Below are 14,840 nucleotides of genomic sequence, written 5' to 3'. Positions count from 1 at the left end.
TAAGTATTCCATTAACCAGAAAACCCTTCCCCTACTAGCTAGAAAATCGGGCTATTCAGCCAGTTTAGGAAAATTTACGTGAAGGGTTGTGCTGCCAGATGAGCGTAGCTATATTCTAGAAAACTAACAACCGTTAGATAAAACAAGAAAGGAGACCGCAGTGACCTCCACCGACCTTCTCATCAGTCGCCAAGGCGCGCGTGCAACCATAACGATTTCAAACCCCGCCAAACGCAATGCGATCGCCACCGCTACTGCCTCGCAGCTGGTAGATGCACTCAAGCAACTGGATCTGGAGCCCGATGTCCGGGTGATCGTGATCACGGGCCAAGGGGAATGCTTCTCTTCCGGGGGTGACCTGGATGAGTTCCTCGCGACGGTCGACGCGGGCGCCACTCAGCTCTGGGAAACGGGTGATGCATGGATGGCGCTCTTTGGGTTGATCCCCACGCTCAGCAAGCCAGTTATCGCTCGCGTTGTAGGCCCTGCTATGGCGGGTGCTTGCGGGCTAGTGGCGGCCTGCGACTTTGCCTATGCGAGCCAAGAAGCGACTTTTGGCTCACCGGAAATCAAGATTGGGTTGTTCCCCCTGTTCATCCTCCCTGCTCTGCTTAACCGCATGGGTCAACGCCATGCCCTTGACCTAGTGATGACTGGACGAACCATCGGTTCTGCTGACGCGGTTCGCATGGGCTTGATCAATGCGGCTGTGGAACCTAGTCAGCTCGATGATTTGATCGAGACCCAGGTGGCTGCTTTCGCCCGACTTGAACCTGCCACGGTGAGGCGTGGTAAGCACGCTTTCCACAAAATATCGTCCGTTGGCTTCGAGGAAGGCCTTGAACTCGCGCGTGGATTGCGTCCCGCCTTTATGTGTTCGGAAGAGCTCCGTCGGGGTATCGAAAAATTCTTCACTAAGAAAGGAGCTCAAGCATGAGCGGCATCGAGAACGTAAAAGAACTGCAGCGCCGAGTCGAAATTGCCATGGCTGGCGGCTCCGATAAGGCGAAGGAAAAGCACAAAGCGCAGGGTAAAATGCTGGTGCGTGAACGCTTGGAGTTCATCTTCGACAACGGTGAGTATCTCGAAGACGGATTACTGGTTGGGGCATCTCGAGGGATGCCCGGCGACGCCGTTGTTACCGCAATTGGCAAGATTGATGGGCGGGAAGTTGCAGTCATTGCCAACGACATGACTGTGAAAGCCGGTACCTGGGGCTACCACACCTTCCGCAAGATCGTACGGATGCAAGAGATTGCTGTCGCCAGCAAGATGCCCATTATCTATTTGGTGGACAGCGCCGGCGCCCGAATCGATAGCCAGTTCGACTGCTATCTCGGCCGAATCGCTTGGGGGAATATTTTTTACACCCAAGTGCAGATTTCAGGCGTGGTACCGCAGATTTGTGTCCTGTTTGGCCCTTCGCCTGCAGGCTCCGCTTATGTGCCAGCCCTCTGCGACCTGATCATTATGGTCGATAAGCAAGCCACGGCCTACCTGGGCTCACCGCGCCTTGCAGAAATGGCGATCGGTGAAAAAGTGACTGAAGAGCAGATGGGCGGTGCGCGCATGCACTGCGCCGTTAGCGGCCTGGGGGACTACCTCGCTCAAACCGAAGACGAGGCTCTCAAAGCTGCTGTCGACTACCTGCGATTCTTCCCATCGCACAATAGCGACCTGCCGCCGCTGCGCGAGAGCCAGAAGCCTTCGTCCTCGCGCAAGATCAGCGAAATCGTTCCGCCCGATCAGAACCGCCCCTTCGACGTGAAGGAGCTTATCGAGTCGCTGGTAGACGCGGACAGTCTCTTTGAAGTCAAAGCACTTTTCGCCAAGGAAATGTTCACTGGACTCGCCTACCTCGGCGGGCGCCCGGTAGGGATCGTGGCCAACAATTCGAAGAACAAAGGTGGAGTTTTGTTCAACGACAGCGCAGATAAAGCAACCCGGTTTATCTGGGCCTGCAACGCATTCAATGTCCCCCTTCTGTTCCTGCAGGACATCAGCGGCTACATGATTGGTAGCGCGGTTGAGAAGGCAGGAATCATCCGCCACGGCGCTAAATTGCTCCATGCAGTTTGTGAGGCAAAAGTCCCACGAATCTCGGTGATGATCCGGAAAGGCTATGGCGGCGGCTACCTTGCGATGTCCGGAGGGCCGACTCAGCCTGATGCTCAACTCGCCCTCCCCGGCGCTATGCCGGCACTGATGGGGCCAGAAGCAGCGATCAACGCGATCCACTTCAATGAGATCCAGGCAATGGAAGGCGAAGAGCGTGAACGCTTTATTGCTGAGAAACGCCAGGAGTACGCCAAAGACATCAACGCGTTCGATCCCGCCGACCAGTTCTCTTTCGAAGCGGTGGTGGATCCTGATGCGCTGCGCGAAGACCTCATCAAGCGCTTCACCCTCTACAGCCGTCGGGCAATCCCGCGCATAGACCGTCGCAACGGCATTTACCCAGTTTAACCGTAGCCATACCGGAGATATTCAATGAGTCAGATCAAAGCGCAGATGGCCGGCAACGTCTGGAAAATCAATATTCAGCCAGGCCAGGCCATCGACTTTGGCGATGAGGTCATCATTATGGAATCCATGAAAATGGAGATCCCCGTTGAGGCCGATGAAGCCGGAACAGTCAAGGAGATCCGGGTAGCTGAGGGGGATACGGTAGACGAAGGCGATGTGTTGATCATCCTCGAATGAGCCAAGGAGGCATTTATGAAACTGGCAAGCTTTATCCATAACGGCCGCGCCTCCTATGGTGTAGTCGAGCACGAGCACATCACGGATGCAGGGCAGTCGCTCGCGGTCAAATACCCTGATCTCAAATCTGTACTCGCATGTCCTGAGGGGCTGGATCTTATCGGGAGTCTCAATGATGCTCCGCGGATCCCTGTGGACGCAGTTCAGTGGCTTCCCCCCGTACCAAACCCAGACAAAGTTCTGTGCGTTGGTTTGAACTACAGCAAGCACATTGAGGAGACCGGGCGAGAGGTTCCGAAGCACCCCACTCTCTTCACACGCTTCTCAAGCGCACAGGTTGGACATGATCAGCCGCTGATACTGCCGGCCGCGTCCAAGGCTTTCGACTTTGAGGGTGAATTGGCTGTTGTAATCGCCAAGGGTGGTCGTCATATCAAGGCCGAGGATGCCTTGGAGCACGTCGCTGGCTACAGCGTTTTCAATGACGGCTCGATCCGAGACTGGCAACGGCACACCCTGCAGTTCACCGCCGGAAAGAATTTCGTAGCCTCCGGCAGCTTCGGGCCATGGATAGTAACCAGAGATGAGGTCGCCGATCTGAACAAGCTGGTGCTCACGACCCGGCTCAACGGAGAAGTGGTGCAACATTCCGGAATCGACGATCTGCTGTTCAAGGTGCCTGACCTCATCGCCTACATCTCAACATTCACAGAGCTCCTGCCGGGGGATGTCATCGCTACAGGTACTCCAGGTGGTGTCGGCGCGTTTCGGGAACCACCGCTGTGGATGAAAGCTGGCGACGTGGTTGAGGTCGAAGTCAGCAGTATAGGCACTCTTCGAAATCGCGTAATCGACGAGCAGTAAGTCACCAATTCAGCGCGGGGCCGTTCGGCCCCCGTTTGCAGTCCACGACAAAAACAATACAGGACACTGAAATGGAACCCACCACTGACAGCGGTCAGTGGGTGCATGCTGACGCCTGCACTCTCTCATCGCAGAAGGCACTGTTCAGAAAAATCACCTGGCGCGTAATGCCACTCGTGTTCATCGCCTACGTATTCGCGTTCCTCGACAGGGTGAACATCGGCTACGCCAAACTGCAAATGGCTCCTGAGCTCGGTCTTTCTGAGAGCCAATATGGTCTCGCGGCTGGGATTTTTTTCATTGGCTACGCGCTTTTTGAGATCCCCAGCAACATCCTGCTCGACAAGATCGGGGCGCGAAGGACGATGACACGGATCATGATTCTGTGGGGGGTGACCTCCGCCATGACCATGTTCGTCACCACGTCTCAGCAGCTTTACATCTTGCGCTTTTTCCTTGGTGTATTTGAAGCAGGTTTCTTCCCAGGTGTGATCCTCTATCTCAGCTATTGGTACCCAAGCTACATGCGTGGCCGTGCGACAGCCACGATCATGATTGCAACCCTGGTCGCCCCCATACTCGGCGGGCCGATATCAGCGTTGATCATGCAACACTTCCACGGCGTTGGCGGCTGGTCGGGTTGGCAATGGCTGTTTCTCCTGGAGGCTTTGCCGATTATCGTGATCGGGGTCGTCTGCTTCTTTGTGCTCTGCGACAGACCTTCGGAGGCGCGCTGGCTGTCAGCGGATGAGCAAGTGCTACATCGACAGGTGATGCAAAAAGATCAGAAAGGCGCTGACGATCAGCAAGGGTCTCACCAGCACAAGGACGCACTGCTCGCTGCCTTTCTGGATCCGAAGGTTTACGTGCTCGCATTCCTATATTTCAGCAGCGCGCTCGGCACCTACACCTTCAATTTCTGGTTGCCGACAACCATTCAAAAAATGGGTGTGACTGATCTCACGCATATCGCGCTTTACGCGATGTTCCCCTTCACATGTGCTGCCTTAGGGATGCTGTTGATCGGGCGGAGCTCGGATCTGCGACGAGAAAGACGCTGGCATTACACCGCAAGCATACTGTTTGGTGCATTGATGCTCTCGCTGTCGACGCTATCAAATGACTCTCTGTTGCTCTCGCTACTGATCCTGGGAGCCGCCGCGTTTGGGTTCAGTGGAGCGATCATCGTTTGCTGGGCAATCCCCTCGACGTATCTGAAAGGCAAGGCAGCCCCAGCGGGGATCGCATTGGTGAGCAGCCTCGGTGTTACCTGTGGTTTCGTCGGGCCTGCGCTGATCGGGTTCGTTAGAGACATTACAGGGAAAGACCATGCAGGACTCTATGTCATCAGCTTCATCATGGTGCTCGCGGCGTTTGCGATGATTTTCCTAACGCCTAAGCGAGCGCTTCACGTGGGCAGCTCCGAAGCATAATCTTGGCAAACCTAAGAAAGCGGCACGCTAAGCGTGCCGTTTTGCATTCAAGATCGCGGTGGGAATAGGTTCAATGACGAGATCCAGATGACGATGCTTTGTATCTGCTGCTTAGCTCCGCAAGCTCCTGAGCAGTCATCACTCCTGCGCCGTTTCCACCCCCAGCCACCCAGTCAAAGATCACATGTATGACTTCATCGGTATCAGGGATTTCAACAGACAGGTTTCGACAAAACGCAGACCTGATGCGCTGACCCTTCTTGACCTGGCGTACCACTATTTCCAGGCGATGATCATCTGGAATATTGAGCTGCTGATACTCGGGTGGAAGGGTTTCAAACTCTCCTGGGTAGATCTGCCGCATCCTGTGGGTGCGATTCTTGTTCCGATCAAACCAGGCGGCGTCGTCCGATTTCCAAGGTGTTTCCGTCAGAGAAATACCGGTGGGCTTAGAAGTGAGACCGCCCTTTGCCATCATTTCTTGGGTCAACCGATCAATTGAGTTGACGCCTGAGCGCATGCGCTCAGCCGCCGCAATGACGTCAGTGGCGGGGCCCTGCCCTTGCGGCATCTGTCTGAGGACACTGCGGATAGCGTCGGTATTTTGATTCACATACACCCCAGACCCCATCAGGGTGTGCAGTAAGTGACGGCAGCACTCGGAGGTCAAAGTCGTCGTGCCGTCAGCGGTGAATCCCCCGAAAGTCTGACAGTTATGCTCCAGAGGCTTTCGACAGATCCCACATCTATCACCGTCCTTCCTCAAAATCTTTTTAAATTCTTTGTCGTAGCGACGTCGTGACGATCGGCTCATTCGCGGTACTCAAAAGGTTTGGGTAAAGGCCCATAGCAAGGCTTCCCATCCACTCTAGACCACCTCTTTTTCCCGCGCCCGATCCACCCCAGACCAGTAAACCCCTCCCGCAATTCCAGCCAGGCGTGGAGCAGATTTCCAGGATTACGGTCGATAGGCCGGGTAATCGACGTAGCCTTTCGCATCACCACCGTAGAACGTTTCTCTGTCAGCTGGAGTCAATGGCCATCCATGTTCGAGTCGAGCGACCAGATCGGGATTGCTGATGAACGTGTGTCCAAAGGCAGCCAAGTCGATTTGCCCCTCTGATACCAGTTCTTCCGCCAGCGACCGGTTCAGACCGCCAGCTAAGATCAGTGCGGTGTCCTGCAGCTCAGCTTTAATCTGTTTTAACAGGGCAAAGAATCCGCCAACTGCCTCTCCTTGGACACCTCGATCAATGCGTTCAAAGCTGTCCTGGTTCATGACATGTACGTAAGCGAGCTCGCGTCTTGCGATCTCTCGAGCTAGCGCGACGTAGGTTGCATCGATCTCGTCATACAGGGGCATGTCGAACAGCTGCCCGTACGGCGAGATTCTGATACCCACCCGGTTGGCGCCGATCCGGGCTATCACTGCATCGATCACCTCAAGCGTGAAGCGCAACCTGTTGTCCATCTGATCAGCTGAGTATTTATCGGTGCGATCGTTCACCTTTGGGTTCAGGAACTGCTCATGCAGGTAGCCATTGGCACCGTGAATCTCCACTCCATCAAAACCGGCTTCCATAGCGTTTGCCGCCGCTTGCGCGAAATCAAGAACGGTTCGCTCCACCTCTGCAGTTGTTAAAGGACGCGGTGCTGGAGGAGTTACCTGATCTGGCTCACCTCGTTCGTTGTACCCGTACGCCGTCGCCCCCTTCGCTTGCAATGAGCTAGGACTCACCGGTAGTCCGCCGCCGTCTTGGATGGAAGGGTGAGAGATACGTCCTACGTGCCACAGCTGGGCGAATATGCGTCCACCCACGGAATGCACCGAATCCGTAACCAATTTCCAGCCGGCGATCTGCTCTGCGGTATGGATGGCGGGATTGAAGAGGTAACCGCGCCCTTCATTGGAAATCGACGTGCCCTCACTGATGATTAAGCCTGCAGTCGCTCGCTGCGTGTAGTACAGAGCCGTCAACTCATCGGCCACATCATTGATAGCTCGGGAGCGTGTCATCGGAGCCATGACAACGCGGTTACGTAGCCTAAGCCCTGCAAGGTCGAACGGTTTGAAGAGGTCAGTCATGAGTAGGGACTCCAAGAAGCTGGTGCATAACGCACGTGGATATCCAATGGTAGGTACCCTGCATTGCTGCAACAACAGCTATAATTGGCAAAATTAAATTGCGATTACTGCAATCACCAAGCTTCTCATCGAACAAGATAGGCAGCCATGCAGATCAAAGCTCTACGCTACTTCCTGATGGTGGCCACGACCGGCAGCTTTCTAGCGACAGCCCGGCACTATGAAGTGCCCGCTTCGTCGGTCTCGAGATTCATTGCAGCTTTGGAGAAGGAGCTAGGTCGTCAGCTTTTTTACCGCAGCACCCGGGCCGTGAAACTGACCGAGGAGGGAGAAAGGTTCTACCTACAAGTACAAGAAGCCATAGGCCTGCTGGACGCTGCTGCGGAGGAAATGGTTCAGGGAGATACGGGAATCAAGGGGCTGGTCAGGATCAATGCGCCCGTAGCGCTAGGACGACTGCATGTCGCTCCGCTGCTCGCCAGCATGCAAGCTAAGTATCCCGATCTGACAGTAGAGCTGACGCTCACGGACGCTATTATCGACCCCGTTCAGGAAGGTGCAGACGTTACCGTACGGGTGGGCAAGGTCGTCGACTCAGGGCTGATAGGCCGGGTCGTCAGCGGTCAGCGGTATGTCCTGGCTGCAAGTCCAGACTATTTGGCTGTCCACGACATCCCACGCACGCCTGAAGATCTGCTTCAACACAGTTGCCTCCTCTACAAAGGCGATCAGGGTGCGCAGCGCTGGTTCTTCAAGCGCCCAGGAGATCAAAAATTCAACTCCCTCACGGTGAGCGGCCCTCTCAGAAGCAACAATGCAGAGGTGTTAGTAGCAGCAGCCATCGCGGGCCAAGGTATCGTCCTTTTCCCCAGCTGGCTATTCAACCTAGGGAGCTTCAAAGACGGACACCTCGTCAGGTTGCTCAGCGATTGGGACGTTTCCGCATCAGCCGAGGAAATGCAGGTTCAGCTCCTTTCGCCAGAAAACAAGCTTCGGTCACGCAAAGTACGGGAAGTCTCCGCATTTCTCATTGAGCAGATCGGCTCCCCGCCCTATTGGGATCGCTTTTGATGACCTTTAGCCTCGAACCTCCCAAGGCTGTTCCGGGACGAACCGCTCCGCCAACAGATCAACCACATGCCGAACCTTTGGAGAGAGCAACTGATTTCGCTGCCAAACAGCGTGAATTGGGAAGCCGACCGTCTTCACTTCGGGCAACACGACCGCTAATCGTCCGGCAGCCAGATGCTCATTAACCAGCCAGTCTGCAATCAAAGCGATGCCGAACCCTGCAAGAGTGGCCACCAGAATCGCACCGCTGTCGTTCAGGCCGACACGGCCGCGGATGGCCATGGAGTGGCTGTGCCCATTCTCGTCCAGGAAATACCATGACCTGGCCTGGCCACCACTACCGAATGTGATGCAGGCGTGAGAGTGAAGATCCTCCAACGATGATGGATACCCATTCTCCTCTAGGTATTCGGGTGCGGCACATAGCACCGCGCGCTGAACGCCCAGCGGCTTCGCTATCAATGTAGCGCTGTCATGCAACGGCCCGATGCGGATCGCTAGGTCGACACCCTCCTCCACGAGATCTACAAGCCTGTCCGTGAGGTTGATGTCCAGCTCGAGCGCAGGATGCTGTTTGGCGATTTCCAGCAACTCGGGCAGCACCCACCGCTTGCCTAACACCATAGGAAGTGTGATGCGAAGACGCCCACTCAGCTCCTGCTGCTGAGCGAGCAACTGTGTCTGGGCCTGCTTGAGTTCATTGAGCGATCGACGACAGCCTTCACTAAAGCGTGTGCCTTCGTCTGTCAGCGTGAGGCTGCGCGTGGTGCGATGAAAGAGCCGCGTTCCAAGCGTGGTCTCCAGCCGCGAGATGCTTTTAGCAACCCCCGACTTGCTCATATCCAGGCGTTCGGCTGCATCTGTAAAGCTCCCGGCATCGACTACTTCGAGAAAAATTGAGATGCCACGGAAAGGATCTGCTGTGTTCATTTACCTAAACATCCGATTGACGACCAATAGTCAACTCTATTGCGATCACAGCATGGTATATCTCAAGCAAATTCGTCAATAGCATATGCACAACAAGGTTCCCTGCGTCAGGGGGCCGTCGTAACACGAGATACGAAGCAACATGAACGCTGTAACCCCCTCAAAGCTGCCCCTGAACGTCGAGCTGTTCTTGCTCGCGGTCTGCTCAGGCCTCGGTGTGGCGAACGTTTACTATCTCCAACCCAGTCTTCAATTGGTGAAGTCCGATCTGGGCGCCACCGTTGAGCAAATCGGCTGGGTTCCCACCCTCACCCAGATCAGCTATGCACTGGGCATGCTTCTTTTGGCTCCCCTCGGAGATGTGATCTCGAGGCGCAAGCTGATCATCATCAAATCCCTGATCCTGGTTCTGGCCCTCATTGCTACCGCCACCGCACCAAGCCTGAATATCCTGCTTGTGTCTTGTATGGTCGTGGGCCTGCTTGGCAGCGTAGGCCAAGATTTCATTCCCGTTGCGGCTCATGTCGCACCAGAGAAGTCGCGTGGCCATGCTGTGGGGATGGTCACCACCGGGCTGCTTACTGGCATCCTTCTCTCTCGCACCCTTGGTGGGTTTGTTGCGGACAGCTTTGGCTGGCGAGAGATGCAATTCTTAGCTGCCGGGCTGATGTTGGTGGTTATCCTGATCACATTCCTGACGCTGGCTCCTACCCCTGCTCCTCTGCGCACGCCTTACACAAAATTGCTCGCGAGTCTGTGGACGCTTTGGGTAGAACACCGGGCTTTGAAATTGGCGATGATTGTCCAAGGTCTGCTGGCTGCTACCTTGGGTGCTTTCTGGTCTTGCCTTGCCCTGGTGCTTGCTGCGGAACCATTCCACTTGGGGGCTGGTGTAGCAGGTTCGTTCGGTATTGCCGGCGCAGCCGGTGCTCTAGCAGCGCCCCTGTTCGGTCGCTTGGCAGATCGACGTGGGCCTCTAATCGCAATCAGAGCAGGGTGCGCTCTGGTGATCGTCTCCTTCGTAGCCATGGCAGCTCTTCCGCCCAGCCTTGCGCTGCTAGCTGTGGGTGCCGTGCTCTTCGACCTGGGTGTACAAGCTGGATTGGTGTCACATCAGAGCATCATCAACAGCCTTGACCCTCAAGCACGAAGCCGCTTGAACGGACTTATGATGGCTGGAGCCATGGCCGGTATGGCCGTAGGCGCGGCAATCGGCACGTTCGCATTCACGAATTTCGGCGCCCGAGGCATGTTCATCTTTGCTGCATTCTCAGGAATTGCCGCCCTGGCCGTCACCTATCTTCACCATGTACCGAAACGGGAACAGCGTTATGCCTAACACCACACACGATCGCCTGCTACGCACTCCATACATCGAGCCCAAGTTGGCCGAGCGGGCACCGTTGACTGTATTGTTCTCACTCCTTTCCCGGTCAGATAACACGCCGCTGAATGAGCGCAGCCGTGCGCAGGGCTTCGGCCTTGATAATGATGGCAACGTCATCGAGGATCCTGCGGCCGATCCTTCTAAAAACGCGCTTGAGGGCGATCCGAATCTCAGCTTCGAGCATTGGGGTGAATACTGGCGCAAGGTTCACGGCCCACGATTCGTGCACGTTGAAGAATCGGATGACAAGTCTCTTGAGCGTCTGCTGCGGTACGACCAGCTTCACCGATTCGCTCCGGGCCCCACCAGCTTCAATGCGCCCCCCTATCAGTTCCCAGTTGATGAACACGGAAAGCTGTGGCCTACGATCGTTGGGCACGTGCCGCCGTATCACCGCCCATCATGGGACGGAGTGGCGTACCTACACTTCGCCCGACTGGAAGATATGGCAGTTGTGTTCGGAAATGAGCGGGTGCGAAACAAGATCGCTCCTGAAGACCACGCGATGTTCCGAAACATTGCGCCAATCCCCGCGAAGCAGTACATCGTCTTGCCAAGCACCTCGGACAACGAGCCTATCACCTTGGTCAAGCTACACGTCCGGAAGGTCGGAACCACCCGCGCTCAATTTCAACACTGGTGGTTGCATGAACATGCTCCGACCTTCATGCAGCATACCGGTGGCCTGGTGCGACGCTATGTTCAGTTACACAGCATTGGCCCAACAGAACCCGGTGAGGCTTTCTACCACCCTGAAGCGAGCAAATTCGACGGGGTCAGTTTGCTCAGCTTCGCAAGCCTAAACGACCTGGAGGATTTCCTCCGTAGCGAAGACTATCAAGCGATTGCTAAAGACGAGGGTTTGATGATCGACACCAGTGCTGGTGAATGGTGGACGTCAGTCAGCATGACAATTGTCAATCGGCTCATCTTCGAGAAAACAACCGCGATTGAAGAGCAACCTACTCCCTTCAGCGTGTTCGATTCGCTGTGATTCCCATACGGTGAAGGTGCCGCCTTCACTTATCGAGTTCATGCTCTCGACCTGAGCCACTTACCACGCATTTGTGGCATCAGATCGAGAGCGTGGCATTTAGATCCAAGACAACCGTTAATGCACTCACCCAGCCTGCACACGAGCTCTACACCCGCTTCCGCTCCGTCATGAGCGCATCTACTCCTCACGATACCCGAGCTCTGCACTCAATTGCCTGGCAGCCTGATCCAGTAATTGGGCTTGAGAGCTGTTCAGCTCAGCAGCAAAGCTTGATACCGACCCGACTATTGTAAGCACACCCTTGATGTTCCCGAACGCGTCGAAGACTGGTGCCGATAGAGCATTGATTCCAGGCATAAACAGCCCGCGGATCGAGCACATACGCTTGTCGCGCACGCCGGCGAGTTGCGCCTCGATATCTTCCCTGCGCAATGCGTCTGACGATTTGTGCTGGGCGGTGTCTTTGTCGAGCCAATGCTGGAAATCAAGGTGGTGCAGATAGGCGCCAAAAACGAGTCCCGTCGAAGACCGAAAGATCGGTAAGACCGATCCAATCTGCGTGACGACAGTCACAGACCTGGGGGCTGGCTCGACCTGGATGACCGTTGCTCCCTCGCTGCCCCAAACTGCTAAGAAGCATGTCTCTTCAATGGCATCGCGCAATTCCACGAGGGCTCTGCCGCCACTTCGGTAGATATCTACACTGCTGAGCGCCGCTAACCCTACATACAGAGCCTCACGGCCAAGCCTGTAATGGCTGCTTTGCTCATCTTGCTCGGCGAACCCGCTTGTAATCAGCGCTTGTAGATACCGGTGTATTTTGGCCGCCGGCATGTCGATGAATTTGGCCAACGCACTGAGAGAGGTGGACGGTGAGAGCTGGGCAAGCGCGCGCAGAATCTCAGTCCCAACCTCCGCAGATCTCACCGTCTGTTTATTTGCGGCAGCTGGAGCTGGCACATTTTCCATAGCCCGGACTCTTATCGTGTAAACCGGCTTTATAGCGCGTTGGTCGAACGAGCTGCAAATTATCATTTGCGTAATTTGATTACGCATAACAAAATTCCTATGGCCGCCTGGCTATCCCGCTGGCGAAGCACTGCCCCACTCGCTGGCGCTTCTGAACCACTCCTCAAGGTAGAAGCTGAATGATTTATGCGAAGCCCCACTCGCCCTCCGCTAGCATGAACCTAGCACCGGTAATCGCGAGAGTATTTCTTTGCGCTCTGTTTTTGATATTCGCTGTAATCAAGGTGATGCACCTGGATCAGACAATCGCATCGATGGCCAAAGTAGGAGCCCCCTTCCCCACGCTGTTCGCTGTCGTAGCCATTGCGATCGAGGGGCCCCTCGCCCTCCTGTTACTGCTGGGGGTGTGCTTCCGACCTCTAGCGCTATTTTTCGCCGCCTATACCCTCGTAACGGGCTTCATCGGTCATGCGTATTGGTCGGTACCTCCGGAGCAATACATGGCCATGTTTACTCATTTCTATAAGAACGTAGCCATCGCAGGTGGTTTCTTGGCTCTATACGCTGTCGGCCCTGGGCAGCTAGGGGTATTCCGACTGTCAAAATGACTTAGCTATCGGTATCAGACCCCATCCTGTACAGGGTCTGATACTGGCTAGAGATAAAGAGAGTCATCTACAAAATCTCTCAGGTCTCGAACCAGGATGCTACATGGCCGAACGAGATAGCGGGGGTGACGAAATGCACGCGCGCCGTGGTTCAGACCTTTGCCTGACAATATGGAGCGTGACCTTGGCAAGCATCAGAGTTCAGTGTCTGCGGGGAAATGGAGCTTGCTTCTTGATCAAACGTCAGACGGAAGCTATTTCTCGCAACGGAACTTGGGCTCAGTTAGGTTGATTGGCTCGGGCAAAAGGTGTGAGGTGAACCCAGACGGGTGTGTGAAAGTCATCCGTAGGATTTTTCGCTGCCTGTGAAGCCGATGCTCATCAAATTGTTCACGGTGGATTTGGATGGGATGGGAGATAATTTACATCCAAAAAAACAGAGCGGCCTAGGCCGCTCTGTGGGGACAAAACACGATGTTCATAGCCGTCAAAACTTCAAGCTGTCCCTAAACAAAGGAGTTGGAAACTAGGCGTGAGCCTTAGCCCTGCAGCAGAGCCCACACTTCGCGATCGCGTTCAGCAGTCCACACGCGTGGCCACTCAACGCCTTCGTACTCGTCCCAGACCCGCTGAACGTCGAACGGCAGGCAGTGTTCGAAGATCGGCCATTGGCCATATTGCGGCTCAAGGGCCTTGTGAGTTGCTTCGAACGCATCTTTGACAGTGCCACCGTTGCGGTGAGCGTTGCCAACATGCTCCAGCATCCCGTTGATGAACGAGCGGGTTTGTTCAATGGCGGCATCCGAAGCTTCGAGGCCTTTGGCAACTGCGCCTCGACCACCGACAACGTTCTCGGCGCGGAAGGCTTTGACGCCATCCAGGGTCTTACCCGCCCAGTCGAAGTGGAAGGCATCACCGGTGTAAAGTGCAGCTTCTGCTTCAACCAGGTCGCCGGCGAAGAGAGTCTTGCTCTTGCTGTGCCAAGCGACCAGGTCACCCGCAGTATGGCCACGACCCAGGAATTTAACTTCCAGAGTACCGCGATCCCCGCCCAGCTCGATGGTGTAATCGTCGCTGACAATGTTGGGGATAGTCAGTCCTGGGATTTCTTCTGGGTTCTTGAACAGGCGCGGCATACGACCGAACTCGCTATCCCAGTCCTCCTGACCGCGCTCCTCGATCAATTTCGCGGTGGCAGTGCTGGCCAAAATGTTCTCAGCCTCGAAAGCACTGGCGCCCAGCACGCGCACGGCGTGGTAGTGGCTCAGGATCAGGTACTTCACAGGCTTGTCGGTGTGTTCGCGGAGCTGCTTGAGCCAAGTGTAAGCCGAAGCCGGAGTAGCGCGTGCGTCGAAGCAAACCAGGAAATCTTCACCTTCGATGGCGCCAACGTTTGGATCACCTTCGGCGGTCAAGGCATATACACCGTCAGCAATCACTTCCAGCGTTTCAATTTTGTCGACGGTGTCAGTCGAAGAGGCAAAGGCTTTGGCCATGGATATTCTCCTTAGAATTAGATGTAGAACATATCGGCCGCTTCAATGTCATTTGATGCTCGGCGCCTTATTCAGGCCAACTAAGCGCCCAGCTGACGATAGGTTTGAGCGACTGTCCTGAGTTCATCCTAATCCGCTACACAGAGTTTATATATACAGCAGCCTTCGCAAGAGTGTTGACTCAGAGTCGCCTATGATTCGCCAAACGGCTGAAAAAAGCTTTCAGCCGCTGGCTCCTTTGAATGGTTGTCTTCAATGCCTACCTCCGCCTCCTTGGAGGTGTTCAGGTTGGAAAC

The 14,840-nt window shown here is 55.2% G+C and carries 14 protein-coding genes; 9 read left to right on the top strand and 5 right to left on the bottom strand.

Annotated features, from left to right (window positions below):
* The first annotated feature begins 160 nt into the window (after positions 1-160).
* From V7787_RS01185 to V7787_RS01165, 5 genes are all read left to right on the top strand, one after another.
* The gene (locus V7787_RS01185) at positions 161-937 is read left to right on the top strand and encodes an enoyl-CoA hydratase/isomerase family protein (RefSeq protein WP_336084945.1); all 777 of its coding nucleotides are present in this window, start codon (positions 161-163) and stop codon (positions 935-937) included.
* Positions 934-2,466: an acyl-CoA carboxylase subunit beta gene (locus V7787_RS01180; protein ID WP_336084943.1), complete on the top strand. Its 1,533-nt coding sequence runs from the start codon at positions 934-936 to the stop codon at positions 2,464-2,466. The genes V7787_RS01185 and V7787_RS01180 overlap by 4 nt, the downstream gene beginning before the upstream one ends.
* 24 nt (positions 2,467-2,490) lie before the next feature.
* Complete coding sequence (locus V7787_RS01175) at positions 2,491-2,703, top strand: acetyl-CoA carboxylase biotin carboxyl carrier protein subunit (RefSeq protein ID WP_336084941.1); 213 nt, start codon at positions 2,491-2,493, stop codon at positions 2,701-2,703.
* A gap of 15 nt (positions 2,704-2,718) precedes the next feature.
* Entirely contained in the window at positions 2,719-3,567 is an 849-nt protein-coding gene (locus V7787_RS01170; RefSeq protein ID WP_336084939.1) for a fumarylacetoacetate hydrolase family protein, read from the top strand.
* A 71-nt stretch (positions 3,568-3,638) separates the two neighbouring features.
* Complete coding sequence (locus V7787_RS01165; protein ID WP_336084937.1) at positions 3,639-5,000, top strand: MFS transporter; 1,362 nt, start codon at positions 3,639-3,641, stop codon at positions 4,998-5,000.
* A gap of 70 nt (positions 5,001-5,070) precedes the next feature.
* On the opposite strand, the gene V7787_RS01160 is transcribed toward V7787_RS01165, so the two are convergent.
* Both V7787_RS01160 and V7787_RS01155 read right to left on the bottom strand, forming a co-directional pair.
* Positions 5,071-5,814 (bottom strand): hypothetical protein, encoded by a 744-nt coding sequence (locus V7787_RS01160; protein WP_336084935.1) that lies wholly within the window; start codon positions 5,812-5,814, stop codon positions 5,071-5,073.
* 144 nt (positions 5,815-5,958) lie between these two features.
* The gene (locus V7787_RS01155; protein WP_336084933.1) at positions 5,959-7,086 is read right to left on the bottom strand and encodes an alkene reductase; all 1,128 of its coding nucleotides are present in this window, start codon (positions 7,084-7,086) and stop codon (positions 5,959-5,961) included.
* A gap of 147 nt (positions 7,087-7,233) precedes the next feature.
* Between V7787_RS01155 and V7787_RS01150 the strand changes: the two genes are divergently transcribed.
* Entirely contained in the window at positions 7,234-8,157 is a 924-nt protein-coding gene (locus V7787_RS01150) for a LysR family transcriptional regulator (protein WP_336084931.1), read from the top strand.
* Between the two features lie 6 nt (positions 8,158-8,163).
* On the opposite strand, the gene V7787_RS01145 is transcribed toward V7787_RS01150, so the two are convergent.
* A complete protein-coding gene (locus V7787_RS01145; RefSeq protein WP_336084929.1) occupies positions 8,164-9,087 on the bottom strand; it encodes a LysR family transcriptional regulator in 924 nt (307 codons plus the stop codon).
* Between the two features lie 142 nt (positions 9,088-9,229).
* On the opposite strand from V7787_RS01145, the gene V7787_RS01140 reads away from it, so the two are divergent.
* Positions 9,230-10,426, top strand: coding sequence for an MFS transporter (locus tag V7787_RS01140; protein ID WP_336084927.1), 1,197 nt, complete (start codon positions 9,230-9,232; stop codon positions 10,424-10,426).
* Entirely contained in the window at positions 10,419-11,468 is a 1,050-nt protein-coding gene (locus tag V7787_RS01135) for an EthD domain-containing protein (RefSeq protein ID WP_336084925.1), read from the top strand. The genes V7787_RS01140 and V7787_RS01135 overlap by 8 nt, the downstream gene beginning before the upstream one ends.
* Positions 11,469-11,648: 180 nt before the next feature.
* Here V7787_RS01135 and V7787_RS01130 read toward each other — a convergent pair whose 3' ends face one another.
* The gene (locus tag V7787_RS01130) at positions 11,649-12,440 is read right to left on the bottom strand and encodes an IclR family transcriptional regulator (protein ID WP_336085080.1); all 792 of its coding nucleotides are present in this window, start codon (positions 12,438-12,440) and stop codon (positions 11,649-11,651) included.
* 179 nt (positions 12,441-12,619) lie between these two features.
* Here V7787_RS01130 and V7787_RS53000 point away from each other — a divergent pair, with 179 nt between their 5' ends.
* Entirely contained in the window at positions 12,620-13,048 is a 429-nt protein-coding gene (locus V7787_RS53000; protein ID WP_400711155.1) for a DoxX family protein, read from the top strand.
* A 539-nt stretch (positions 13,049-13,587) separates the two neighbouring features.
* Here V7787_RS53000 and V7787_RS01125 read toward each other — a convergent pair.
* Complete coding sequence (locus V7787_RS01125; RefSeq protein WP_336084923.1) at positions 13,588-14,544, bottom strand: MBL fold metallo-hydrolase; 957 nt, start codon at positions 14,542-14,544, stop codon at positions 13,588-13,590.
* Positions 14,545-14,840 lie beyond the last annotated feature (296 nt).

The sequence above is a fragment of the Pseudomonas sp. CGJS7 genome (assembly GCF_036961695.1).
Note: the sequence above shows the minus strand (reverse complement) of the source record. Positions and strands in the feature narration are given on the sequence as shown.